We start from the raw sequence: 24,002 nt of genomic DNA, 5'->3' as shown, positions 1-24,002 counted from the left end.
GCACGCGCTGCGCTTTTTCAGCATTTGCGCGTCGCCCGCGCTGATGCGCACACAGCGATCAAAATCACAAAATCGAGATCTTATTTTTTTATTTCTTGTATGAATTAATGAAACTAATCATGATTTTGTGGAACCGGTTTCCTATGTATGCATGATGCCGCTCCGCTTTCCGGCGCGGCGACAAGCCAGTACCCCATTGATAAACAGGATAAAATCCGATGTCTAAAAATTATGCAGCTCTGGCGCAGCAGATTATCGCGGCAATTGGCGGCGCAGATAACGTTGCCGCCGTCACTCACTGCATGACCCGCCTGCGTTTCGTGGTCAAAGACAACGAGCGGGTCGACAGCGCCACCCTCAAAGGGCTGAAAGGCGTGCTCGGCGTCGTACGTAGCGATAACCAGTGCCAGGTGATCGTGGGCAATACCGTCTCCCAGGCGTATCGTGAAGTGGTTGCGCTGCTGCCGGGGGATCTGCGCCCCGCCGAACCGCAGGGGAAACCGCCCATTACCCTGAAACGCATCGGCGCCGGGATCCTCGACGCGCTGATCGGCACCATGTCGCCGCTGATCCCGGCGATTATCGGCGGATCGATGGTTAAGCTGCTGGCAATGATCCTCGAGATGACCGGCGCGCTGCCCAAAGGCGCGCCAACGCTGACTATTCTGACGGTGATCGGCGACGGCGCGTTCTTCTTCCTGCCGCTGATGGTCGCGGCCTCCGCGGCGGTGAAGTTCAAAACCAATATGTCGCTGGCGATTGCGATTGCCGGGGTGCTGGTACACCCGAGCTTTATCGAGCTGATGGCCAAAGCCGCCCAGGGCGAGCACGTGGAGTTCGCCTTTATTCCGGTGACGGCGGTGAAATACACCTATACCGTGATCCCGGCGCTGGTGATGACCTGGTGCCTCTCCTATATCGAACGCTGGGTCGACCGTATCACCCCGGCGGTGACAAAAAACTTCCTTAAACCGATGCTGATCGTGCTGATCGCCGCTCCGCTGTCGATTCTGCTGATTGGCCCGCTCGGCATCTGGATCGGTAGCGCCATTTCCGCGCTGGTCTATACGATCCACAGCTATCTCGGCTGGCTGTCGGTGGCGATTATGGGCGCCCTGTGGCCGCTGCTGGTGATGACCGGGATGCACCGGGTCTTTACCCCGACTATCATTCAGACCATCGCCGAAACCGGCAAAGAGGGCATGGTAATGCCGTCGGAAATCGGCGCTAATCTGTCGCTGGGCGGTTCGTCGCTGGCGGTGGCGTGGAAAACCAAAAACCCGGAGCTGCGCCAGACGGCGCTGGCGGCCGCGGCTTCCGCGATTCTGGCGGGGATTTCCGAACCGGCGCTGTACGGCGTGGCGGTGCGGCTGAAGCGACCGCTGATCGCCAGCCTGATCAGCGGCTTTATCTGCGGCGCGGTGGCCGGTATTGCCGGGCTCGCCAGCCACTCAATGGCGGCGCCGGGGTTGTTTACCAGCGTCCAGTTTTTCGACCCGGCCAATCCGATGACCATCGTCTGGGTCTTCGGCGTCATGGCGCTGGCGGTAGTGCTGTCGTTTGTCCTGACGCTAATGCTTGGCTTTGAAGATATTCCGCAAGAAGAAGCCGCCGCCGACGCCAGACAGCGCCAGGCCGGCACCCAGGCTTCTCACGCCTGAACACCATTTTGTTAACGAGGTAACGCATGGCGACTTTTCCACAGGGATTTTTATGGGGCGGCGCACTGGCCGCCAACCAGTCCGAAGGGGCATATCTGGAGGGTGGCAAAGGGCTGACCACCGTCGATATGATTCCCCACGGCGCGCACCGCCTGGCGGTCAAGCTGGGGCAGGAGAAACGCTTCGCGCTGCGCGACGATGAGTTCTACCCGAGCCACGAGGCGATCGATTTTTATCATCGTTATAAAGAAGATATCGCCCTGATGGCGGAGATGGGCTTTAGCGTCTTCCGCACCTCTATCGCCTGGAGCCGTCTGTTTCCTAAGGGCGATGAGCTGGAACCGAACCCGGAAGGGATCGCCTTTTATCGCTCGCTGTTCGAGGAGTGCAAAAAGCACCGCATCGAGCCGCTGGTGACGCTGTGCCATTTCGACGTGCCGATGCACCTGGTCACCGAGTACGGCTCCTGGCGCAATCGAAAAATGGTGGAGTTCTTCACCCGCTACGCCCGCACCTGCTTTGAAGCCTTTGATGGCTTGGTGAAATACTGGCTTACCTTCAATGAAATCAACATCATGCTGCATAGCCCGTTCTCCGGCGCCGGTCTGGTGTTTGAAGAGGGGGAAAATCAGGAGCAGGTGAAATACCAGGCCGCCCATCATGAACTGGTCGCCAGCGCCTTAGCGACCAAAATCGCCCACGAGGTGAATCCGCAAAATCAGGTCGGCTGTATGCTGGCGGGCGGCAACTTCTACCCTTACTCCTGTAAGCCGGAAGACGTGTGGATGGCGCTGGAGAAAGATCGCGAGAACCTGTTCTTTATCGATGTCCAGGCGCGCGGCGCGTATCCGGTGTGGGCGGCGCGGGTATTCCGCGAGAAAGGCGTGACCATCGCCAAAGAAGCGGGCGATGATGAGACCCTGCGCCATACCGTTGATTTCGTCTCCTTCAGCTACTACGCTTCGCGCTGCGCGTCGGCGGAGATGAACGCCGGCAACACCAGCGCCGCCAATATTGTTAAATCGCTGAAGAACCCGCATATTCAGGCCAGCGAATGGGGCTGGGGCATCGACCCGCTCGGCCTGCGCATCACCATGAATATGATGTATGACCGCTACCAGAAACCGCTGTTCCTCGTGGAAAACGGTCTCGGCGCGCGGGATGAGATTGACGCTAACGGCGAGATTAATGACGACTATCGCATCAGCTATCTGCGCGAGCATATTAAGGCGATGGGTGACGCCATCGAGGACGGCATTCCGGTGATGGGCTACACCAGCTGGGGCTGTATCGATCTGGTGTCCGCCTCTACCGGCGAGATGAGCAAGCGCTACGGCTTTGTCTACGTCGACCGCGACGATGCCGGACGCGGCACGCTGGCGCGAAAACGCAAAAAGTCGTTCTGGTGGTATAAGAAGGTGATTGCCAGCAATGGGGAAGATCTGGCGTAGTGTGCCCCGCGGACTGAGGGAGCCTCAGCCTAACAAACACCTGTAACACGGAAATTTTCCCGGCTTGCGCTACGCTTAGCCGGGCTACAGGTTCATCAACGCCCGCAGACCGGTAGCCCGGGTAAGGCGTTTACGCCGCGACCCGGGAAAAAGCACACTTGCTCCCCCTGGCCGAACTTCCGGCTACAGGTTCATCAACGCCCGCGGACCGGTAGCCCGGGTAAGGCGTTTACGCCGCGACCCGGGAAAAAAGTACGCTTGCTCCCCTGACCGAACTTCCGGCTACAGGTTCATCAACGCCCGCGAACCGGTAGCCCGGGTAAGGCGTTTACGCCGCGACCCGGGAAGAAAGTACGCTTGCTCCCCCAGGCCGAACTTCCGGCTACAGGTTCATCAACGCCCGCGAACCGGTAGCCCGGGTAAGGCGTTTACGCCGCGACCCGGGAAAAAAGTACGCTTGCTCCCCTGACCGAACTTCCGGCTACAGGTTCATCAACGCCCGCGAACCGGTAGCCCGGGTAAGGCGTTTACGCCGCGACCCGGGAAAAAATTACGCTTGCTCCCCTGACCGAACTTCCGGCTCGCTCTGCGCTTAGCCGGGGAACGCCGCCTCCTCTGCGGCTTCAAGTGCCGCAAAACCGCCATTCCCCTGCCAGCCATCAAGCCGCGCGTACACCACCTCGACCGCGTCCTTAATCGGCTGGGTCATCGGGTAATAAAAGCCGACGATATCCGGCTGAATGCCCAAGAAAATCACCTCGCCGATATCCTCTTTTAGCTGATCGATCAGATAGTTGAGCGGCATATTGTGGGTGGTCATCATAAACATCTCGGCGATATCGTCCGGATCGACGATGCGGATCTCGCCGGGATTCAGGCCCATATCGGTGGCATCGACGATCAGCAGGCGCTCGGGGCGCAGCTCGCGAATGGCGACGATATCGTTCTCCGGCGCGCTGCCGCCGTCAATCACCACCCATTCGCCGACGGGGTTAGCCGCGCACATCTCCGCCAGCAGCGGACCTGCGCCGTCGTCGCCCATCATACTATTGCCGACACAGAGTAAAACGTCAGTCACGGAGTCTCCTCACCATCAGGTAGATGGCGCTTTCCTGGTGAATATCATGCAGCATGCTGAGCAGCGTTTTGCTCCACGCCTGCTGCTCGGGAGTCTGCCGGGCCTGCGCTTTATCAAAAGCGTTAGCCAGCATCGTCACATGATTGCTGTCGATAACAATCTCGCCGTACTTCGGCACGCCTTCCATTTTGCGCCGCGCGGTGCTGCCCTCTTCGAGGGTCGCAATCCACGCCAGATACGCCTGCCACGGGCAGCTCAGCGCCGCCTCAAGGCAGTCGATCACGCCGAGGTGGTGGCCAATTGCCAGGCTGTAATAGACCACCTGCTGCGCCTGGTCGGGCGTCGCATCGTTCTCATCAATAAATTTACGGCTCAGCTGACTGAACACCACCGTCTCGCTCATCGGATACGCGCTCCTTCGACCACCTGGTTCAGATGGGTGACGATCTCGGTCAGGCGCGGATCTTTTTCCGCCTCCAGCCAGCGCACCACCTGGCTATCGCCCTGTCCCAGCAGGCGCATATAGTCGTCGGCTATCTGGCGACCGTAGCGATAGCCCGCCAGCCGGCGCGCTTCGCGGTCGATGCGCACCCGCAGCGGCTGTACCATATCCGGATGCAGAAGCTCGGTCGGCCGTTCGTCCTGTTCGCCTGGCACGCGGGCGTGGATTTTCTGCTCCAGCAGGCCCAGCGCCATCGCGAAGCCGTACAGCGTCGCGGCGGGGGTCGGCGGGCAGCCGGGAATATAGACATCCACCGGCACGATTTTATCGGTGCCGCCCCATACGCAGTAGAGGTCGTGGAAGATGCCGCCGCTGTTGCCGCAGGCGCCGTAGGAGATACAGATTTTCGGGTCCGGCGCGGACTGCCACGCGCGCAGCGCGGGAGAACGCATCGCCCGGGTTACCGCTCCGGTAAACAGCAGAATATCGGCGTGACGCGGCGACGGCACCACTTTGATCCCAAAACGCTCGGCGTCGAACAGCGGCGACAGGGTAGCGAAAATCTCGATCTCGCAGCCGTTGCAGCCGCCGCAGTCCACCCGGTAGACGTAGGCGGAACGCTTAATTTTCTTCAGCAGCGATGCCTTCATGCTGGCGATGGACTCATCCACCGTCATCGGCACCGGAATGCCGTTTTCATCGCGCGGGCCTAATAAGTTGCTCATCAGCTGGCCTCTCTCATATGGCGAGTCAGTTCAATACGGTCGGACGGCACCAGGCACTTCTGGCGTTTACACTCCGGGCAGGTCTCAAAGCTTTCGCGATGCAGCTCGGCGCGGCTGTCGCCGTTGTGTTTGAGCAGCGCGATGGCGTAGTCGATCTCTTTCTGTACGGCGAACGGCCGTGCGCATACCCGACAGTGGCAGATGGCAAAACGCGACTGCTGGAGGAAATCCTCTTTTTTCCACACCGCCAGCTCGTACTCCTGAGAGAGCCTAATCGCCGCCGTCGGGCAAACCTCTTCGCAGCGTCCACAGAAAATGCAGCGTCCGAGGTTGAACTGCCACGCCAGCTGGTTGGTGGCCAGATCGGTCTCCACCGTCAGGGCGTTCGACGGACAGGCGTTAACGCAGGCGGCGCAGCCGATGCACTGCTGCGGGTTATGCTCCGGTTTGCCGCGGAAGTTTTTATCCACCGGCATCGGCTCCAGCGGGTATGAGTGCGTCGCGGTGCCGGTTTTGATGACTTTTTTAATAAAGGTAAACATGGCGATTCCTTATTTCAGCGGCGAGCTCTTACGCTCGATGCTGTAGCGCTCCAGCTCTTTGTACGGCACCACTTTGCTTTTCTTCTTGCGCACGTCGACTACGGTCATGCGGTCGGTGCAGGAGTAGCACGGGTCGAGGCTGCCGATAATCAGCGGCGCGTCGGAGACGGTATTGCCGCGCAGCATATAGCGCAGGGTCGGCCAGTTGGCGTAGGTCGCCGCCCGGCAGCGCCAGCGGTACAGCTTCTGGTTGTCGCCGGTCATGCTCCAGTGGATATCATCTCCGCGCGGCGCTTCCGAGAAGCCCAGCGCGAAGCGGTGCGGAATATAGGTGAACCCTTCGACCATCAGCGGGCCGCCCGGCAGGTTATCGAGGCCGAAGTCGATCATGTTCAGCGCGGTGTAGACCTCGTTGATGCGCACCTTCAGGCGCGAGATGACGTCGCAGCCCTGTTCGCTGTGCACTTCCATCGGCAGCAGGCCGTAGCCGACAAACGGGTGATCGGCGCGGGTATCGCGGGCGTGGCCGCTGGCGCGCACCACCGGGCCAACGTTGCTGAAGTCGCGGGCGATTTGCGGGTCGAGACGACCGATGCCCACGGTACGCTGCTCCATATTCGGCGTGCTGAGCAGCATATCTACCAGCTCCTGCACGTCGCGGCGCATCTGCTGCGCCAGCTGGCGGGTCTGGATCATGTCCTCTTTCAGCAGATCGCGACGAATGCCGCCAATCAGGTTCAGACCGTAGGTTTTACGCGCCCCGGTAAGAATTTCCGCCATCTTCATCGAGGTTTCGCGCACGCGGAAGAACTGCATAAACCCGGAGTCGAAGCCGGTAAAGTGGCAGGCGAGGCCGAGGTTCAGCAGGTGCGAGTGCAGGCGCTCCACCTCCAGCAGAATGGCGCGGATCATCTGCGCGCGCTCCGGCACCACGATGCCCATCGCGTTCTCCACCGAAGTGGTGTAGGCGGTGCTGTGGGCGAAACCGCAGATACCGCACACGCGGTCCGACAGGAAGGTGACTTCGTTGTAGCCCATCCGGGTTTCCGCCAGCTTTTCCATCCCGCGATGAACGTAGAACAGGCGGTAGTCGGCGTCGATAATATTCTCGCCGTCAACGAACAGGCGGAAGTGGCCCGGTTCGTCGGAGGTGACGTGCAGCGGGCCAATCGGCACCACGTTGTTTTTCTTGCTGCCCAGCTCGTTGATAAACTCGTAGGTTTCGGCGTCGGTGGTCGGCGCCGGACGCTGGCGGTAGTCCATGCTGTCTTTACGCAGCGGATAGAGTTCATCCGGCCAGTCGTCCGGCAGCACCAGCCGGCGCTCGTCCGGCAGCCCCACCGGCACCAGGCCGTACATGTCGCGCACTTCGCGCTCGCCCCATACCGCCGCCGGCACGCGCGGCGTCACCGACGGATACTCGGGTTTATTGGCGTCCACTTCCACGCGCACGGTGATCCAGCACTTCGTGCCCTGCTCCATCGACAGCACGTAATAGACGGCGTAGTGGCCGTTCAGCTTGCGTTCATCGTTGCCGAACAGCACCGACAGCCAGCCGCCCTGCTTGTAGTACAGGAACTCGACCACTTCCGGCAGATAGTTGACCTTCACCGTGACCGTCAACTGGTCTTTGGTCTGCCAGGCTTCATCCAGCACCACGCCCGGAAAGGCCTGATGCAGCGCGGCGAGATAGTGTTGACCGATTTTTTCTTCAGACATGCTCAAACTCTCTTAAATCACGCCACCAGCAAGGAGACGAAGGCTAAAAAGGCAAAACCAAACCCGGCCCAGGTGACGCGGGAGGTGGCGCAAAAGCGCAGACGCGCCATGCTGTTTTCGAACAGCGCAATCACCAGCACGCCGAGCACCAGCTTGACGACGGCAACCACCAGCGCCAGCAGCAGACCGCCGACGCTAAAGCTGGTCATCTGTCCCCACGGGATAAATACGCCGACGAACATCTGCAGGACCACCAGCTGCTTGAGGCTGATGCCCCACTTCAGCACGCCGAAGCCGCTGCCGCTGTATTCCGAGAGCGGGCCTTCCTGCAGCTCCTGCTCCGCTTCCGCCAGGTCGAACGGCAGCTTGCCCATTTCGATAAAGGTGGCGAAGGCGCAGGCGCACAGCGCCAGAATCAGCGGAAGAGTGCGGGCGACAGGCCAGTGATAAATGGTGTCGGTGATACTGCTGATATGGGTGGACCCCGCGACCTGCGCCGCGACCCACAGGCCGAGCAGCAGGATGGGCTCCACCAGCACGCCGAGCATCGCTTCGCGGCTCGCCCCGATAGCGGTAAACGGGCTGCCGGTATCAAGGCCGGAAATAGCAAAGAAGAAGCGGGCGATAGCGAACAGGTAGATCAGGGTAATCAGGTCGCCCAGCCCCGCCATCGGCGAATCAACGGTCACCACCGGCAGCGCGGTGGCGATGGTCAGCATCACGCCGACCATCACGTACGGCGTCAGGCGGAAGACCCAGCCGGAGGCATCCGGGCCAACGCTCTGGCGGCCCAGCAGTTTCAGAATGTCCCGGTACTCCTGCAGCACGCCCGGACCGCGGCGATTATGCAGACGCGCGCGGGCGACGCGGGTCACCCCGGACAACAGCGGCGCGACGGCGAACAGCACCAGCGCCTGCAACAATGCAATTAATACGCTCATTCTCAGGCTCCTCGGGAAATCACAATCACCACCAGTACCGCCAGCTCCACCAGCGCCACGCCGCGAAATAGCGCAGGCGCGGAAGCGTTCTGCCAGCCGGGCACCAGGCGCACCGGGTTCAGCCAGTGGCGCAGTTTCAGAATCGGCGCAAAGGCTTCTTTCACCGGCATGGCGAAACCGTGGGCGGTCACCACCATGGATTTTTCATGGTCGTAGCCGCAGACCCAGGCCGCGCCGCGGGAGCGCGCCGGCAGGCGATCGCCCTTGAAGAAGATCATCAGCAGCAGCGGCAGCAGCGGGCAGGCAATCAGCAGAATGGCGATCATCGGCTGGGACACCGCGCTGGAGACCTCCGCCTGCACCGGAAACGCCCCGCTCACCAGCGGCAGCAGCCACGGCGCGGCAACCCCGCCAATCACGCAGCAGACGGCGGCCAGCACCACGCTAAAGGTCATCAGCCCCGGTGCGCAGGTGGCGTTTTCCGCCTCTTTGCTTCGCGGCGCGCCGAGGAAGGTGACGCCGTAGACTTTCGCCATACACATCACCGCCAGCGCGCCGGTAATTGCCAGGCCTACCGCCAGCAGCGGCCCGAGCAGGCGGCCAACAAACGCGTCGCCGGTGCTCAGCTTAAAGAAGGACTGATAGATAACCCACTCCCCGGCAAAGCCGTTCAGCGGCGGCAGCGCGGCCATCGCCATCAGGCCCACCAGCATCGCGAGCGAAATCAGCGGCATTTTCTTGCCGATCCCGCCGAGCTTTTCGATATCGCGATGGCCGGTGCGGAACCACACCGCCCCCGCGCCGAGGAACAGGGTGGTTTTAAACAGGCTATGGTTGATCAGGTGATACATGCCGCCAATAAAGCCCAGCACCATCAGGGTCGGGTTATGGGTCGCCACGCCGGTGACGAACGCCCCGAGGCCGAGCAGGATAATGCCGATGTTTTCCAGGGTGTGGTACGCCAGCAGGCGCTGAATATTGTGCTCCATCAGGGCGTACAGCCCGCCGACGAAGGCGGTGATCATGCCCAACACCAGCAGCATCACGCCCCACCACAGCGGCGGTACGCTGCCGGCCAGCGAGACCGTCAGGATGCCGTAGAGACCGACCTTCATCACCACCGTGGAAAACAGCGCGGCGGCCGGCGCGCTGGCACCGGCGTGAGCCTGCGGCGCCCAGCCGTGCAGCGGAATAACTCCGGCCAGCAGCGCAAAGCCGACCAGGCCCGGCAGCCATAGCAGCGCGTTCTGCGGCGCCGCCATCGCCAGCTGGGTAATCTGCGCCAGCTCAAGGGTGCCGTAGGACGACCAGACCAGCCAGCAGCTCCACGCCATCAGCAGCGTACCGAGGCGACCCAGCGCAAACCACAGCTTGCCGGACTGCGCGCAGCCGGTAAGAAACGCGGCGCAAAGGGCCATAATCTCCGCCATCACCACCAGCGCGCCGAAGTTCGTCACCACCACGGCGCAGACGGCGGCGGCCAGCAGCAGATTCACCAGCAGGCCGTTGGCTTTCACCTGCGGGTGACGATGCCAGGCGATATTGAACAGCGAAATCGGCAGTGCCGACAGGCCGATCGCCAGCAGCCACAGCGCGTTGACGCCGCCCACGCGCAGGGTCAAATGCAGCATCTGCAGCATGCCGCCGCTAACGCGCTCCGGCATCAGCAGCGCCGTTCCGCCCGCCAGCACCAGCATCGCGCTGGCGACCGCGCCGCCAATCCCGGCGATCGCCCCGCTCAGCGGTTTGCGCAGGGCGAACAGAAACGCCAGCACCGCGCTGGCGGCGTACCAGGCCACCGCCTGATTCACTAAGGAAATCACACTCATTTCACGTCCCCTTGTTGCGCCTGGAACAGCGACAGATCGCCGAGATCGGTATTAAAAGTCAGCTGCCGCTTACGCTTGCTGGCCTGGGCGATATCGCGGATATCCACCAGCAGCAGCGCTTTGGTCGGGCAGGTGCGTACGCACGCCGGGCCCTGCTCATCGAAGTGGCACAGGTCGCATTTGACGGCGATGGCGCGCACGCCCGGCACCCAGTCGAGCAGCGAGCTGACGCGGGCCGGCGCCGGCGGCGCGGCGGGGGCCAGGGGCGTATTGGCGTTAGCCGGCATATCCAGCGGACGGCTGCCGGAAAACTCAATGGCGCCGAACGGACAGGCGATGCCGCACAGCTTGCAGCTTACGCACAGGCTCTCATTGAGCTGCACCGCGCCATCGACGCGATTAATGGCGTTAACCGGGCAGACGGCGGCGCAGGGAGCATCTTCACAGTGGTGGCACATCTGCGGCGCGGATTCTTTTTCATTGCGCATCAAATGCAGCCGGGGCATGGCCTGCAGGCCCTGCTGGCGGTGAGTCTCAGCGCAGGCGGCTTCGCAGGTGCGACAGCCGATACAGACGGTGGAGTCAGCAATTACAAAACGGTTCACCGGGTCATCCTCAGGTGAAAGTCATTTTTGACGAAAACAGGTTGCGCAGGTGTCAGCTTCGACACTTGTCGACACCTGACGATTAACGGGCCAGCGTCAGGTGGCTTAAATCCACCGGCTGGTCTTGTTCGATAGCCTCGTAGAGACGGTCGTAAACGCTGGCGATAGTCGCCAGATAGTGCTCCAGAACCTGCTCGCGATCGCGGTTGCTGATCCGGCCATCAATGGTGCCGTCTGAGCCCAGCGTGGCCTGGGCAATCAGACGTCTGTCGTCGCCGTTTTTAGTTTCCACGTAATACTCGATGGTGTGGCTGTTAAACCCTTCCGCCAGCGCAACGTAGACCTGAAAATGGCCAAACAGTACGAAGCACAGTTCTTTATCCGGCGCGCAGCTCATGGCGTGATGCAGACGCGCTTTCGACAGGGTTATCCCCTGTACCAAGGAGTTGCAGTAGGTGTGCCACTGCTCCTGATGCTGACGGTGACGATCGGCGATGTAGTCCGCCTTTTCACTTAATTCCCAAATAGTCATCCCGGATCCCCCGTTGTATGAGATGCACCGGTTAAGCACTTTTCATGCCAAAATTTAATTATTTGATTTTAAACATGTTTATAAAATTCCGGGGGGCGGAAAGACATGTCGATGACGACGTCTGCAGCGTGTCATCGACATTTTCGTGACATTACCTATGACCTGGCATCGTTATTGCATTAAAGGGCCATCGCGATACGGAGGCACCATGCACGAAATCACTCTTAGCCAGCGGGCGCTGGAAATTATCGAACAGCAGGCGCTGCAGGCCGGCGCGCGTCGGGTGACCGGCGTGTGGCTGAAGGTCGGGGCGTTTTCCTGCGTGGAGGCCAGCGCGCTGACCTTCTGCTTTGAGCTGGTGTGCCGCGGCACGCTGGCGGAGGGCTGCGAGCTGCATATCGCCGAACAACAGGCTGAATGCTGGTGTGAATCCTGCCAGCAGTACGTGCATCTCATCTCACAGCACGTGCGCCGCTGCCCGCAGTGTCAGAGCGACCGGCTGCAAATCGTGGCAGATGACGGCTTACAGATTCAGCGACTAGAAGTGGAGTAATAAGATTATGTGTACAACCTGCGGCTGCGGTGAAGGCAACCTTTATATAGAAGGCGACGAGCATAACCCGCATTCGGCGTTTCGCAGCGCCCCCTTCGCGCCCGCCCCGCGCCAGATGATGAACATTACCGGCGTGAAAACCGATAACTTTTCCCCCACCCGCTCGGAGGCTGGCGACCTGCACTACGGTCACGGCGAGGCGGGTACCCATGCGCCGGGCCAGAGCCAGCGGCGGATGCTGGAAGTGGAAATCGACGTGCTGGATAAAAACAACCGTCTGGCCGCCCGCAACCGCGCGCGCTTCGCCGCTAAAAACCAGCTGGTGCTGAATCTGGTCTCCAGCCCCGGCTCCGGCAAAACCACCCTGCTGACGGAAACCCTGCTGCGACTGAAAGAGAAAACCGCCTGCGCGGTGATTGAAGGCGATCAGCAAACGGTGAACGACGCCGCGCGCATCCGCGCCACCGGCACCCCGGCGATTCAGGTCAACACCGGCAAAGGCTGCCATCTCGACGCGCAGATGATCGCCGACGCCGCGCCGCGCCTGCCGCTGGATGACCACGGGATCCTGTTTATCGAAAACGTCGGTAACCTGGTGTGTCCGGCGAGCTTTGACCTCGGCGAACGTCATAAAGTGGCGGTGCTGTCGGTAACCGAAGGCGAAGACAAGCCGCTGAAGTATCCGCATATGTTCGCCGCCGCCAGCCTGATGCTGCTTAACAAGGTCGACCTGCTGCCGTATCTCAACTTTGACGTAGAAAAGTGTCTGGCCTGCGCCCGCGAGGTGAACCCGGATATTGACATCATTCTGCTTTCCGCCACCAGCGGCGAAGGCATGGACCAGTGGCTTAGCTGGCTGGAGACGCAACAATGTGCATAGGCATTCCCGGACAAATCTGCGCCATTGACGGCAATCTGGCGAAGGTCGAAGTGTGCGGCATTCAGCGCGAAGTCGACCTGACCCTGGTGGGCGCGGTTGACGATCGCGGCCAGCCGCGTCTCGGCCAGTGGGTGCTGGTCCACGTGGGTTTCGCCATGAGCGTGATTAACGAAGCCGAAGCCCGCGACACCCTCGAGGCGCTGCAAAATATGTTTGAAGTCGAGCCGGACGTCGGCGCGCTGCTGTACGGCGAGGAGCGGTAAATGCGCTATGTCGATGAATACCGCGCTCCGGAACAGGTGATGCAGCTGGTGGAACACCTCCGGCAGCGCGCGCGCCTGCTGCCGCATACCGCCGAACGTCCGCTGCGCATTATGGAAGTGTGCGGCGGTCATACCCACGCCATTTTTAAATTTGGTCTCGATCAGCTGCTGCCGGAAAATATCGAGTTTATTCACGGCCCCGGCTGCCCGGTGTGCGTGCTGCCGATGGGGCGCATCGACGCCTGTATCGATATCGCCAGCCGTCCGGGGGTGATTTTCTGCACCTTTGGCGACGCCATGCGCGTGCCGGGAAAAAACGGCTCGCTGCTGCAGGCTAAATCGCGCGGCGCCGACGTCCGCATCGTCTATTCGCCGATGGACGCCCTGAAGCTGGCGCAGCAGCACCCCGAGCGTGAAGTGGTGTTCTTCGGCCTTGGTTTTGAAACGACGATGCCCGCCACCGCCCTGACCCTGCGCCAGGCCCGCGAGCGCGGCGTCGCCAACTTCTATTTTTTCTGCCAGCACATCACCCTGCTGCCGACCCTGCGCAGCCTGCTCGACCAGCCGGATAACGGTATCGACGCGTTTCTCGCCCCCGGTCACGTCAGCATGGTGATTGGCACCGACGCCTACGGATTTATCGCCAGCGACTATCATCGTCCTTTAGTGGTGGCAGGATTCGAACCGCTTGATCTACTGCAAGGCGCGGTGATGCTGGTTGAGCAGACAATAGCGCGGCACAGCGACGTGGAGAACCAGTATCGCCGGGTGGTGCCCGATGCGGGCAACCCGCTGGCGCAGTCGGCCATCGCCGAGGTGTTTTGCCTTAGCGGCGATAGCGAGTGGCGCGGTCTGGGGGTGATTAACGACTCCGGCGTGCATCTGACGGCCGCGTATCAGCGTTTCGACGCCGAAGCGCATTTCCGCCCGGCGCCGCAGCGGGTCAGCGACGACCCGCGCGCCCGCTGCGGCGAGGTGCTGACCGGCCGCTGCAAACCGCACCAGTGCCCGCTATTCGGCAATACCTGCAACCCGCAGAGCGCGTTCGGCGCGCTGATGGTCTCATCGGAGGGCGCCTGCGCCGCCTGGTATCAATATCGCAGTCAGGAAATCGAAGCATGAAAAGCGTTCAGTTAGCCCACGGTAGCGGCGGTCAGGCGATGCAGCAGCTGATCGGCGACCTGTTTATGCAGGCTTTCGCCAACCCCTGGCTGGCGGAGCAGGAAGATCAGGCGCGTCTCGATCTCGCCCAGCTTAGCGCGCAGGGCGACAGGCTCGCCTTCTCCACCGACAGCTACGTCATCGATCCGCTGTTTTTCCCAGGCGGCAATATCGGCAAGCTGGCGGTCTGCGGCACCGCCAACGATGTGGCGGTGAGCGGCGCGCTGCCGCGCTATCTCTCCTGCGGGTTTATTCTCGAAGAGGGGCTGGAGATGGCCACCCTCGAAGCGGTGGTGAACAGCATGGCGCAGACCGCGCGGGAGGCCGGCATCGCCATTGTCACCGGCGATACCAAAGTGGTGCCGCGCGGGGCGGCGGATAAGCTGTTTATCAATACCGCCGGGATCGGCGTTATCCCTACCGGTATTCGCTGGGGGGCGCAGCAGATTAGCGCGGGAGACGTGCTGCTGGTCAGCGGTACGCTTGGCGATCACGGGGCAACGATCCTCAACCTGCGCGAACAGATGGGGCTTGACGGCGCGCTGTCCAGCGACTGCGCGGTGCTGACGCCCTTGATTCAGACGCTGCGCGACGTTGCTGGCGTGAAAGCCCTGCGCGATGCCACCCGCGGCGGCGTTAACGCGGTAGCCCATGAATTCGCCGCCGCCAGCGGCTGCGGGATTGAACTGCACGAGAATAAGCTGCCGGTGAACGATACCGTGCGCGGCGTGTGCGAGCTGCTGGGGCTGGACGCGCTTAATTTCGCCAACGAGGGCAAGCTGCTGATCGCCGTTGCCCGCGAGGCGGCGGAAAGCGTACTTGCGCATTTACGGTCTCATCCATTAGGCCGCGATGCGGCGATAATCGGCGAGGTTGTGCCGCGCGCGGGCGTGCGCTCTGTTGGTCTGTACGGCGTGAAGCGCACGCTGGATCTTCCTCACGCCGAGCCGCTGCCGAGAATTTGTTAACGGTGCGGGCCCCCGGATTGCGGCTAACGCCTTATCCGGGCTACAACACTGCGCGCACCTGTAGCCCGGCTAAGCGCAGCGCGAGCCGGGAAAAGCCAGCATGATTATCCAGCCCAAACCAGCGGGCACCCACGGATGGGTTAATGGCGGTCACAACCGCTTTATTAACAGACTATTATTTGTGTCATCACTTTCTTCTGCGCCGCTTTGCGGCGCTTTTGGACTTAAGCAATGTCGTATACACCGATGGGCGATCTTGGGCAGCAGGGTCTGTTTGATATCACCCGCATTTTATTACAGCAGCCGGATCTGGCCGCGCTGAGCGAGACGCTGACCGGCCTGGTGCAGCAGTCCGCGCTCGCCGACCGGGCGGCGATTATTCTGTGGCATTCCGGCAACCATCGCGCGGTCCGGCACGCCTGCGACGACGCGGGACAGCCGGTGAGCTACGAGGATGAAACCGTCCTCGCCAACGGCCCGGTTCGACGCCTGCTCTCGCGCCCGGATGCGCTGCATTGCGATAGCGCCACCTTTGCCGAAACCTGGCCGCAGCTCGCCGTAAGCGGACTCTACCCCAGCTTTGGCTATTACTGCCTGCTGCCGCTGGCGGCGGAAGGGCGTATTTTCGGCGGCTGCGAATTTATTCGCGACGACAACCGACCGTGGACCGAAAAAGAGTACCAGCGGCTGCACACCTTTACGCAAATCGTTGCCGTGGTGACCGAACAGATCCAAAGCCGGGTCAGCAACAACGTTGATTACGACCTGCTGTGCCGGGAACGCGACAACTTCCGCATCCTGGTGGCGATCACCAACGCGGTACTCTCGCGGCTGGATATCGACGAACTGGTCAGCGAAGTGGCCAAAGAGATCCACCGCTACTTCCGCATCGACGCCATCAGCGTGGTACTGCGCAGCAACCGCAAAGGCAAGCTCAATATCTACTCCACCCACTACCTCGACGCCAGCCACCCGGTGCACGACCAGAGCGAAGTGGACGAAGCCGGTACCCTGACCGAACGGGTATTCAAAAGCAAAGAGATGCTGCTGCTCAACCTGCATCAGCACGACCCGCTGGCGCCGTACGAAAAAATGCTTTTCGAGATGTGGGATAACAAAATTCAGACCCTGTGCCTGCTGCCGTTGATGTCCGGCAATACCCTGCTTGGGGTGCTGAAGCTGGCGCAGTGCGATGAGAAAGTCTTCACCACCACCAACCTCAAGCTGCTGCGGCAAATCGCCGAGCGCGTCTCGATCGCCATCGACAACGCCCTCGCCTACCGCGAGATTCAGCGGCTGAAAGAGCGGCTGGTCGATGAGAACCTCGCCCTGACCGAACAGCTTAACAACGTCGAGAGCGAGTTTGGCGAAATCATCGGCCGCAGCGAGGCCATGAACAACGTGCTCAAGCAGGTGGAGATGGTGGCGCAGAGCGACAGCACGGTGCTGATCCTCGGCGAAACCGGCACCGGTAAGGAGCTGATTGCCCGCGCTATTCATAATCTGAGCGGCCGCAATAGCCGCCGGATGGTCAAAATGAACTGCGCGGCGATGCCCGCCGGGCTGCTGGAAAGCGACCTGTTTGGCCACGAGCGCGGCGCCTTCACCGGCGCCAGCGCCCAGCGTATCGGCCGTTTCGAACTGGCGGACAAAAGCTCGCTGTTTCTCGATGAAGTGGGCGACATGCCGATTGAACTACAGCCGAAACTGCTGCGCGTGTTGCAGGAGCAGGAGTTCGAGCGTCTCGGCAGCAATAAGCTGATTCACACCGACGTGCGCCTGATCGCCGCCACCAACCGCGATCTTAAGCAGATGGTCGCCGATCGCGAGTTTCGCAGCGATCTCTACTATCGGCTGAACGTCTTCCCGATCCACCTGCCTCCCCTGCGCGAGCGGCCGGAGGATATTCCCCTGCTGGTGAAGGCCTTCACCTTTAAAATTGCCCGCCGTCTCGGGCGCAACATTGACAGCATTCCGGCGGAAACGCTGCGCCTGCTCAGCCGCATGGAGTGGCCGGGTAACGTGCGCGAACTGGAGAACGTCATTGAGCGCGCGGTGCTGCTGACCCGCGGCAGCGTGCTGCAGCTCTCCTTACCGGAAATGAGTATCGAGACGGAGCCGCTGGCGGCGGAAGTGCTGCCGGAGGAAGGGGAAGACGAATACCAGCTGATTGTCCGGGTGCTGAAAGAGAGCAACGGCGTGGTCGCCGGACCGAAGGGCGCGGCCCAGCGTCTGGGATTAAAGCGCACGACGCTGCTTTCGCGCATGAAACGGTTGGGTATTAATAAAGACCAGCTGCAGTAGGCACATCTTCAGAACGCTGTTTCATTTTGATTTTAATGAAACAGCGTTCTGTGAGACAACTCGCTTTACCCGTTCCTGATGAATGATAAATAAGCCTTTTCCTTAATGGAGATGCTTATGACGCGTTTACCTCTGGCCGCCGCCATCGCTTTGCTTTTGGCTTCTCAGGCTGCATTTTCCTCTCTTCCCACCTTTTCCGTCTGGCCCGGCGGTGAAGCGCCCGGCGCCAAAAACAGCCCGGCGAGCGAATCGCTGGTGGAGCGCAGCAAAGACCCCTCGCTGCCCGATCGCGCGGTCACCGGCGTTCGCGCTCCGACAATTACCGTTTACGCGCCAGAGAAGCCCAACGGTATCGCGCTGCTGGTGACGCCGGGCGGCTCTTACCAGCGAGTGGTATTGGATAAAGAGGGCAGCGATCTCGCCCTGGTATTTAACGCCCGGGGCTATACCCTGTTTGTGATGACCTATCGGATGCCGGCGGACGGTCACGCGGAAGGCAGCGAGGCGCCGTTGGCCGATGCGCAGCGCGCGCTGCGTACCCTGCGGGCGCGGGCCGCCGATTGGCATATCGACCCGCAAAAAATCGGCATTATGGGCTTTTCCGCCGGGGGACACGTGGCGGCAAGCCTGGAGACACGCTATAGCGAACCGGCTTACGCCGCCGTGGACGCGGTTGACCAGCAGAGCGCGCGGCCGGACTTCGCGGTGCTCGGCTATCCGGTTATTTCCATGGATCCGGCGATTGCCCATCCCGGATCGCGCAAGGCATTGATTGGCGAAACGCCGACGGCAGAGCGGCAGCACCGCTATTCACCGGAGCAGAACGTCACGCCGCAAACGCCGCCGACCTTTATTTTCCACGCGGTGGACGATCCTTCCGTGCCGGTGGATAACGCGCTGGTGATGTTTAACGCCCTGCGCGCGCAGCAGGTGCCGACCGAGCTGCATCTGTTCGCCGAGGGGAAACACGGATTTGGCATTCGCGGGACCCGGGGCCTGCCCGCCGCCGAGTGGCCGCAGCTGGCGATGAACTGGATAGCCTCGCTGGCGGAAATGAAAAAATAGCGCCGGTAATCCCCGGCTCGCGGCTGACGCCTTAGCCGGGCTACCTGTCCGCAGACGGCGGGGACCTCGAAGCCCCGGTAGGTACGGTTTCCCGGAGGCGATGCTGCGCATCTGGCCGGCTACAAGTTCGTGCGGTTTGGTAGCCCGGACAGGCGCGTCAAGCGCCGCCTCCGGGGGATTTTGCCGAGCTATTTATCAGAACTGAAGCCGTTGCTGGTCGCCAGTTCGGCAAACCACAGCGCGTTGCGCTTTATCTGCCGCTCTCCGGTTTGCAGGTCGAGCCGCCAGAAACCGTAGCGGCGCTTGAACGAGTTAATCCACGACCAGTTATCGATAAAGGTCCACTGATGCACGCCAAAGCAGTTCGCGCCGTCGGCTATCGCGCGGTGCAGCTGCACCAGATGCTCTTCCATCAGGCCGATGCGGAACGAATCGTCAATCACCCCGTCTTCGCCCGGTTCGCCTTCCGACTCAATATCCATCGCAATACCGATTTCCGCGAGGAACCACTTTATATTGCCGTAGTTATCGCGAATATTGGCGGCAATGTCATAAATCGCCTGCGGCAGAATCTCATTATTATCGCGATAAGGATTAAAGCGCCCTTGCGGATTCACGTAGTTTTCGAAATAGACCTCCGGGGTGAAATAGTCCAGCGTATAGTCGCTTTCGCGCGCCTTCACCCGCCGCGGAACGTAATAGTTAACGCCGAGAAAATCGACGCGCGATCCGGTAATCAGCTCCACGTCGGCTTTTGTCACCTCCGGCAGGCAGTGGTGCGCGGCCAGAATTTCGCACAGCGCTTTCGGGAACTGATGCTTCACCAGCGGATCGAGGAAGCTGCGGTTGAAGAACAGATCCGCATACCACGCCGCTTTTTGGTCTTCCGCGCTGTCGTTGCGGGTATAGGACGGCGTCAGATTCAGCACCACGCCAATCTCGCTTTCCAGCGCCAGCGCGCGAAACTCGCGCACCGCTTTGGCGTGGGCCAGCATAATGTTAAACGCCACCTGCGCCGCCAGCCTGCCGTCTTTCTTGCAGGGATAGTGGAAGTCGTACAGGTAGCCGCCCTCAACCGGCACAATCGGCTCGTTGAAGGTAATCCAGTATTTCACCTTGTGACCGAATAGCTCAAAAGCGGTACGGGCAAAACGCGCGAAGAGATCGGTCACGTGCGCCGACTCAAAGCCGCCGTACTGCTTTTGCAGCGCTTCCGGCATGTCAAAATGATAGAGGTTGATCATCGGCTCGATGCCGTTTTCAATCATCTCATCAAGGTAGGCATGATAGAAACGCACCGCGTCCGCATTGGGCGCGCCGGTTTCGAAGTCGTCAATCAGCCGCGACCACTGAATCGACGTGCGGAAGGAGTTGAACCCGGTCCGCTTCATCAACGCCACGTCCTGGGGATACTGATGATAGGTGTCGCAAACGGTTTGCGGCCCAATCTGCTGATAAAAACGTTCCGGCTGTTCGGCAAACCAGCTATCCCAAATAGAACGGTGCGGCTTGTTGCTTATCCCTTCCGTTTGCGGACCGGATGCCGCCGCGCCCCATAAAAAGCCTTCCGGAAACTGATACCGGGTCATAACGCCTCCTGTAAGTTAAAAAAGGCCGCACCCAACGGGCGCAGCCAATAAGCACTACTCTGCAACCACTTCAATCGATTTGATAAACATGTAGCCCCAGTCGCCGGCGAATTTACCGAAGTCGATGCGGTTATCGCCGGCCTTCAGCTCAACCGGCACCAGCAGCTGCTGGCCCTGCTCATCGGTCTGCGGGAATTCAACCGCGATTGGCGCGCCGTCGTTGACGATAAACGAGTTTTTCTTGCCGCCCCATTTGCCGCTGAACGTCACCCGCAGCTGATACTTGCCGGCCCACGGCGCGGAAACCTGCCAGCTGACCTTATCCCCGTCGTTGGCGAACGGCCCGAGGAAGCCGTCGTCGCCAATCGCCAGCGCGTCTTTTTCGCTTTTCGCCGCCGCAATCTTGCCATCGGTCACGTTCAATACCCCGCCGCCAAAACGGCAGTAGTCGGCGGGGACTTTACCGACGGCTTCCGTCACCGTGACATTAACGGTTTTGCTGCTTTTGAGCAGGCCGTCATCGGCGCTAAAAGTCAGCGCGTATTCACCGGGGGCGCTGAACCAGGCGCGGGTTTCGGCTTTATCCGTCGCGCAGAAGTGGGCCTGCGCGCTGCCGCCGTTGCTCCAGTTCACCGTCACGTTTCGGTCCGGGAGGGCGTCATCGCGCCAGCTCGCGCTGAGCTGCACGCCCTGGTCCTGGCTGGTGGTGAGCGTCTCCGCCAGCGCCACTACCGGTGCCTGATTCGCCTGAGTATGCTTCACGCTAATCACGTTCGAAGGCGATGAACTGCCGCTCTCGTTTTTAGCGATGACGCGGTAATAGTACGTATTCCCCAGCCGCAGACTGCGATAGTCATCGCGGAACAGATCCATCGTCTGCGGGTTCCACTCGTTAACGCCGTCGGAAATGTCGCGCCCCACGACATTCCACGGCCCGGATGGCGAATCAGCGCGCTCAACATCATAGGCGCGCCCGACCGCCGCCCCCAGCCAGTTGATCGCAAACGGTGAATCCGTCGGCCGCAGCGTCGGCGCGTCAGGTTTCGGCAGCGGCGGCGCTTTCTCCTGCCCGTTCATCTGCGCGGCGGCGGTGCGCACCAGGTCGACCACCTCCATCTCCTGGTTGGCCTTACCTTCGACCGGGAAGCCCGGCAGATGGTAGCTGTAGTGGCCGGTGGACTCTTTGTGCCAGTAGAAGCCGCCGTCGTGACGATGACCGCGGAAGCCCCAGATTAAACCGCCCGCCGCCTGCGCGCCGTTGACTTCGCTATGGACGATCGACTGCATAATGGCGTTAAGCTGCTGCGCGTCCAGCAGGCCAAATTCGCCCACCATGTAGACTTTCTTACCCGCTGCCGCCGTCAGGTCTTTTTTCACCTGTTCGGGATGGTTGTTATCGGCATTGGTGTAGTAATGGTTGCTGACGATATCGACATGGGGATCGTTAAGCGCAAACGCATTAATTTTCTTATAGGTGCCATCCACCACCAGCTGGTGCGGCGCCCACTTTTTGATCCATGCGGCGGTCTGCTGAAGGAACGCCGCGTTGGTGTCTTCCAGCTCGTTGCCGGTCTCCCAGGCCATAATCGCTTTTTCGTCATAGTAAGGGCGCCCGGTCACGCTGTTGGTACGGGTGATAACCTGACGAATCACGTCCAGATAGGCCTTGAAGGTTTTACTGTCGGTACGGTAAAAATCCTCCGGCTTTTCGTGGTAGAACGCCGCCAGCTGCTCGCGACCGCCCCACCACCACCAGTGATCGATAAACGGCAGAATCAGGCGCAGCCCCTGTTTGTCCGCCTCGGCGATCATGTTGTCGTACACCCGCATCGCCTTTTCGTTCAGGCGCGGCATGCCGTCGGCGGTTTCCGGGGCCAGAATATGGGTTTCGCGACCGCAGGCCTCGTCAAACGTCTGCTGCACCGAGAGCACGTATACCCGCTGCGCCCTGGCGCCGGTTTGCACGAGCGCTTTAATCCAGTTTTCCTGTTCCTCCGCCGTCGGCCAGCGGAAGTATTGCCCCCAGCCGCGCGAGTCGGCCTTGCAGGTACCGCGCGCATCGTCCTCGATACGGTGCAGTTCCGGCGCATGAATGCCCGCAAAGCGGAACACCTTGTCGCCATCTTTTAACGTTGCGCCGTCGCGGGTAATAAAGTGTTCAAAGTGCGACTGCTCCGCGGCCATCGCGCCTGCGCTTCCCAGCGCCGAAAGCAGCGCGACGAGCATCAGTTTTTTCACCGGCTTAATCATCGTTATCTCTCCTTAGAACCAGACTTCGGCCTGCACGCCGAAGTTCAGCGTATCGGTGTCGCCGCTGCGCGAGTAGCTACCGGCGGAAAGGGTATTGGTGCTCCAGTCGTAGTTGCCGTCCAGCGCGTCGGACACCCCTTTATCCCACTTCGCGTAAGTCACGAAGAAGCGCAGCTGCGGGCGAGTCCAGAAGCCGGAATCAAAGGTCAGGGTCGGCGCGATGGTCACTTTGGTCAGGCCGCCTTTGCCTTTGCCGTCCACGCCTTTGTAGTTTTTATCGTCGAGATATTCGTAGCCCAGCTCGTACTGCATGGCGAAGTTTTTGGTGATCTGCTGGTACGGGCGAATCCCCGCCACCCAGCTGGTGCGCCCCCAGCCTTCGGCGTCTTCCGTCCACCAGCGGTAGTTTTTGTCTTTCTGATAGTAGGCGAACGTGGAGATTTCCCAGTCGCCGAGCGAGGCCATGTTATCCAGCACCACGCGCCAGGACTGGGTATCGTCGAGGTTTGCCCAGCCCCAGCCGTTTTTACCCAGCGAGTCTCCCGCCGCCAGGCCACGCCCGTACTGGAAGACCACGCGAGAGTAGCCGCCGGTCAGGCCGTAAAAGCCGTCAAAGTTGTAAACGCCGGTCACGCCGTAGCCCTTCTCCGCCGAGGTCGGGTGCTTCTCGTTGCGGTTCATGTGGTGGCCAATTAGCTCAAGATCGAAGCCGGTGCCGCCGATCTTTTTCAGCCACAGGTTGAGCGAGTAGTCATCCGGATAGCCCTGATCGCCTTTGTCGACCGGGTAGGCTTTGGTTTCATCCGTCGGCGAGAAGGCGTAAACCCCGGCATCGAAGCGCGCGAAGCCGAGATCCATGTTGTCGAAGCCGCCGCCGGTACCGTTGTACTGAATGTACTCCCAGTCGAACTGGTGGCTGGAGGTGTTGGAGCTGCTGTAGCGCTTACCGGCCCAGAAGGTCATTTCCGGGGCGAAGTCGAGATTTGACAGTTCGGCAAAACCTTCACGGAACTGCACATCATGCCCGTCGTCATCCTGACAGTTCCAGTCTGAGGTGCATTTCGACTGATGGGTAATGTTGGCCTGGACTTTAGCCACCACGCCGCTGTCCGAGGTTAACGTCACCGTCGGGATCAGTTCGATCTTGGTGTCCTCTTCGTTGCCCAGACGCCACTTGCCGTCCGGCATCAGGCCAACGGAGTCGGCGCGGTTACCGTCGGCGTTGGCGAGGATCCCCGAACGGATATAGCCGTGGAGCATAAAATCGTACTTCGGATCGGCGATGGCGCAGTCGCTCATCACCGCGAGGGCGAGTAAAGACAGAGGTATTGAATGATTTAGCCTGATCATTTTTTATCCTTGGTTATTTTTTTATTAACACTGCCTGAGAACGGGAGGAAATTTACGGATCAAAATTGGAAATGTACATCCGTTAATGGAAAGC

The 24,002-nt window shown here is 60.7% G+C and carries 21 protein-coding genes; 9 read left to right on the top strand and 12 right to left on the bottom strand.

Translation table 11 applies throughout. From position 1 onward, the window contains the following. Positions 1–218: 218 nt before the first annotated feature. Positions 219–1,661 carry a PTS cellobiose/arbutin/salicin transporter subunit IIBC gene (gene ascF / locus JLG71_RS05925; RefSeq protein WP_004104835.1) on the top strand — a complete coding sequence of 481 codons (1,443 nt, stop codon included), beginning with the start codon at positions 219–221 and terminating at the stop codon, positions 1,659–1,661. Between the two features lie 26 nt (positions 1,662–1,687). Continuing rightward, positions 1,688–3,112: a 6-phospho-beta-glucosidase gene (locus JLG71_RS05920; protein WP_104011374.1), complete on the top strand. Its 1,425-nt coding sequence runs from the start codon at positions 1,688–1,690 to the stop codon at positions 3,110–3,112. Between the two features lie 592 nt (positions 3,113–3,704). On the opposite strand, the gene hycI is transcribed toward JLG71_RS05920, so the two are convergent. The 9 genes from hycI to hycA all read right to left on the bottom strand — a co-directional run bounded on the left by hycI (position 3,705) and on the right by hycA (position 11,525). After that, the gene (hycI, locus tag JLG71_RS05915) at positions 3,705–4,190 is read right to left on the bottom strand and encodes a hydrogenase maturation peptidase HycI (RefSeq protein WP_048260197.1); all 486 of its coding nucleotides are present in this window, start codon (positions 4,188–4,190) and stop codon (positions 3,705–3,707) included. After that, positions 4,183–4,593: a formate hydrogenlyase maturation HycH family protein gene (locus JLG71_RS05910; RefSeq protein WP_014226530.1), complete on the bottom strand. Its 411-nt coding sequence runs from the start codon at positions 4,591–4,593 to the stop codon at positions 4,183–4,185. The genes hycI and JLG71_RS05910 overlap by 8 nt, the downstream gene beginning before the upstream one ends. After that, positions 4,590–5,357 (bottom strand): NADH-quinone oxidoreductase subunit B family protein, encoded by a 768-nt coding sequence (locus JLG71_RS05905; protein ID WP_014226531.1) that lies wholly within the window; start codon positions 5,355–5,357, stop codon positions 4,590–4,592. The genes JLG71_RS05910 and JLG71_RS05905 overlap by 4 nt, the downstream gene beginning before the upstream one ends. Then, the gene (locus JLG71_RS05900) at positions 5,357–5,899 is read right to left on the bottom strand and encodes a formate hydrogenlyase complex iron-sulfur subunit (protein WP_025107277.1); all 543 of its coding nucleotides are present in this window, start codon (positions 5,897–5,899) and stop codon (positions 5,357–5,359) included. Before JLG71_RS05900 ends, JLG71_RS05905 begins: the two co-directional genes overlap by 1 nt. 9 nt (positions 5,900–5,908) lie before the next feature. Continuing rightward, positions 5,909–7,618, bottom strand: a complete 1,710-nt coding sequence (hycE, locus tag JLG71_RS05895; protein ID WP_200914017.1) for a formate hydrogenlyase subunit HycE — start codon at positions 7,616–7,618, stop codon at positions 5,909–5,911. Positions 7,619–7,635: 17 nt separating this feature from the next. Next, on the bottom strand, positions 7,636–8,559 hold the full coding sequence (locus JLG71_RS05890; RefSeq protein WP_004104852.1) for a respiratory chain complex I subunit 1 family protein: 924 nt from the start codon (positions 8,557–8,559) through the stop codon (positions 7,636–7,638). Between the two features lie 2 nt (positions 8,560–8,561). After that, complete coding sequence (hycC, locus tag JLG71_RS05885) at positions 8,562–10,388, bottom strand: formate hydrogenlyase subunit 3 (protein WP_025107276.1); 1,827 nt, start codon at positions 10,386–10,388, stop codon at positions 8,562–8,564. Beyond that, a complete protein-coding gene (locus tag JLG71_RS05880; protein WP_014839318.1) occupies positions 10,385–10,993 on the bottom strand; it encodes a 4Fe-4S dicluster domain-containing protein in 609 nt (202 codons plus the stop codon). Before JLG71_RS05880 ends, hycC begins: the two co-directional genes overlap by 4 nt. A gap of 82 nt (positions 10,994–11,075) precedes the next feature. Then, complete coding sequence (gene hycA / locus JLG71_RS05875; protein ID WP_004134329.1) at positions 11,076–11,525, bottom strand: formate hydrogenlyase regulator HycA; 450 nt, start codon at positions 11,523–11,525, stop codon at positions 11,076–11,078. Between the two features lie 208 nt (positions 11,526–11,733). Between hycA and hypA the strand changes: the two genes are divergently transcribed. The 7 genes from hypA to JLG71_RS05840 all read left to right on the top strand — a co-directional run bounded on the left by hypA (position 11,734) and on the right by JLG71_RS05840 (position 18,719). After that, positions 11,734–12,078, top strand: a complete 345-nt coding sequence (gene hypA, locus JLG71_RS05870; protein WP_004114752.1) for a hydrogenase maturation nickel metallochaperone HypA — start codon at positions 11,734–11,736, stop codon at positions 12,076–12,078. Positions 12,079–12,085: 7 nt separating this feature from the next. Beyond that, positions 12,086–12,958 (top strand): hydrogenase nickel incorporation protein HypB, encoded by an 873-nt coding sequence (gene hypB, locus JLG71_RS05865; protein WP_014226534.1) that lies wholly within the window; start codon positions 12,086–12,088, stop codon positions 12,956–12,958. Continuing rightward, complete coding sequence (locus JLG71_RS05860) at positions 12,949–13,221, top strand: HypC/HybG/HupF family hydrogenase formation chaperone (protein ID WP_004104861.1); 273 nt, start codon at positions 12,949–12,951, stop codon at positions 13,219–13,221. The genes hypB and JLG71_RS05860 overlap by 10 nt, the downstream gene beginning before the upstream one ends. After that, positions 13,222–14,343: a hydrogenase formation protein HypD gene (hypD, locus tag JLG71_RS05855; protein ID WP_014226535.1), complete on the top strand. Its 1,122-nt coding sequence runs from the start codon at positions 13,222–13,224 to the stop codon at positions 14,341–14,343. Beyond that, the gene (gene hypE / locus JLG71_RS05850) at positions 14,340–15,350 is read left to right on the top strand and encodes a hydrogenase expression/formation protein HypE (RefSeq protein WP_014839322.1); all 1,011 of its coding nucleotides are present in this window, start codon (positions 14,340–14,342) and stop codon (positions 15,348–15,350) included. The genes hypD and hypE overlap by 4 nt, the downstream gene beginning before the upstream one ends. Positions 15,351–15,581: 231 nt before the next feature. Then, on the top strand, positions 15,582–17,654 hold the full coding sequence (flhA, locus tag JLG71_RS05845; protein WP_064358914.1) for a formate hydrogenlyase transcriptional activator FlhA: 2,073 nt from the start codon (positions 15,582–15,584) through the stop codon (positions 17,652–17,654). A gap of 117 nt (positions 17,655–17,771) precedes the next feature. Then, positions 17,772–18,719: an alpha/beta hydrolase gene (locus JLG71_RS05840; protein WP_200914016.1), complete on the top strand. Its 948-nt coding sequence runs from the start codon at positions 17,772–17,774 to the stop codon at positions 18,717–18,719. Positions 18,720–18,907: 188 nt separating this feature from the next. Here the strand turns inward: JLG71_RS05840 and JLG71_RS05835 are convergent, their stop codons facing one another. The 3 genes from JLG71_RS05835 to JLG71_RS05825 are packed head-to-tail and all read right to left on the bottom strand — an operon-like array spanning position 18,908 to position 23,908. Then, positions 18,908–20,308 (bottom strand): glycoside hydrolase family 1 protein, encoded by a 1,401-nt coding sequence (locus JLG71_RS05835; protein WP_064375646.1) that lies wholly within the window; start codon positions 20,306–20,308, stop codon positions 18,908–18,910. A 54-nt stretch (positions 20,309–20,362) separates the two neighbouring features. After that, positions 20,363–22,555, bottom strand: a complete 2,193-nt coding sequence (locus tag JLG71_RS05830) for a CBM35 domain-containing protein (RefSeq protein WP_200914304.1) — start codon at positions 22,553–22,555, stop codon at positions 20,363–20,365. 15 nt (positions 22,556–22,570) lie between these two features. After that, on the bottom strand, positions 22,571–23,908 hold the full coding sequence (locus JLG71_RS05825; RefSeq protein WP_004853540.1) for a maltoporin: 1,338 nt from the start codon (positions 23,906–23,908) through the stop codon (positions 22,571–22,573). Positions 23,909–24,002: the final 94 nt, after the last annotated feature.

The sequence above is a fragment of the Klebsiella michiganensis genome, from assembly GCF_015139575.1.
Lineage (GTDB): Bacteria > Pseudomonadota > Gammaproteobacteria > Enterobacterales > Enterobacteriaceae > Klebsiella > Klebsiella michiganensis.
Note: the sequence above shows the minus strand (reverse complement) of the source record. Positions and strands in the feature narration are given on the sequence as shown.

Coding starts and splice junctions, on each gene's coding strand:
- JLG71_RS05890 (WP_004104852.1), bottom strand. CDS start 8,559: ATGAGCGTATTAATTGCATTGTTGCAGGCGCTGGTGCTGTTCGCCGTC.
- hypB (WP_014226534.1), top strand. CDS start 12,086: ATGTGTACAACCTGCGGCTGCGGTGAAGGCAACCTTTATATAGAAGGC.
- JLG71_RS05900 (WP_025107277.1), bottom strand. CDS start 5,899: ATGTTTACCTTTATTAAAAAAGTCATCAAAACCGGCACCGCGACGCAC.
- JLG71_RS05920 (WP_104011374.1), top strand. CDS start 1,688: ATGGCGACTTTTCCACAGGGATTTTTATGGGGCGGCGCACTGGCCGCC.
- hycE (WP_200914017.1), bottom strand. CDS start 7,618: ATGTCTGAAGAAAAAATCGGTCAACACTATCTCGCCGCGCTGCATCAG.
- JLG71_RS05905 (WP_014226531.1), bottom strand. CDS start 5,357: ATGAGCAACTTATTAGGCCCGCGCGATGAAAACGGCATTCCGGTGCCG.
- JLG71_RS05840 (WP_200914016.1), top strand. CDS start 17,772: ATGACGCGTTTACCTCTGGCCGCCGCCATCGCTTTGCTTTTGGCTTCT.
- JLG71_RS05860 (WP_004104861.1), top strand. CDS start 12,949: ATGTGCATAGGCATTCCCGGACAAATCTGCGCCATTGACGGCAATCTG.
- hypE (WP_014839322.1), top strand. CDS start 14,340: ATGAAAAGCGTTCAGTTAGCCCACGGTAGCGGCGGTCAGGCGATGCAG.
- hycC (WP_025107276.1), bottom strand. CDS start 10,388: ATGAGTGTGATTTCCTTAGTGAATCAGGCGGTGGCCTGGTACGCCGCC.
- hypD (WP_014226535.1), top strand. CDS start 13,222: ATGCGCTATGTCGATGAATACCGCGCTCCGGAACAGGTGATGCAGCTG.
- hycA (WP_004134329.1), bottom strand. CDS start 11,525: ATGACTATTTGGGAATTAAGTGAAAAGGCGGACTACATCGCCGATCGT.
- flhA (WP_064358914.1), top strand. CDS start 15,582: ATGTCGTATACACCGATGGGCGATCTTGGGCAGCAGGGTCTGTTTGAT.
- JLG71_RS05835 (WP_064375646.1), bottom strand. CDS start 20,308: ATGACCCGGTATCAGTTTCCGGAAGGCTTTTTATGGGGCGCGGCGGCA.
- hypA (WP_004114752.1), top strand. CDS start 11,734: ATGCACGAAATCACTCTTAGCCAGCGGGCGCTGGAAATTATCGAACAG.
- ascF (WP_004104835.1), top strand. CDS start 219: ATGTCTAAAAATTATGCAGCTCTGGCGCAGCAGATTATCGCGGCAATT.
- JLG71_RS05910 (WP_014226530.1), bottom strand. CDS start 4,593: ATGAGCGAGACGGTGGTGTTCAGTCAGCTGAGCCGTAAATTTATTGAT.
- JLG71_RS05825 (WP_004853540.1), bottom strand. CDS start 23,908: ATGATCAGGCTAAATCATTCAATACCTCTGTCTTTACTCGCCCTCGCG.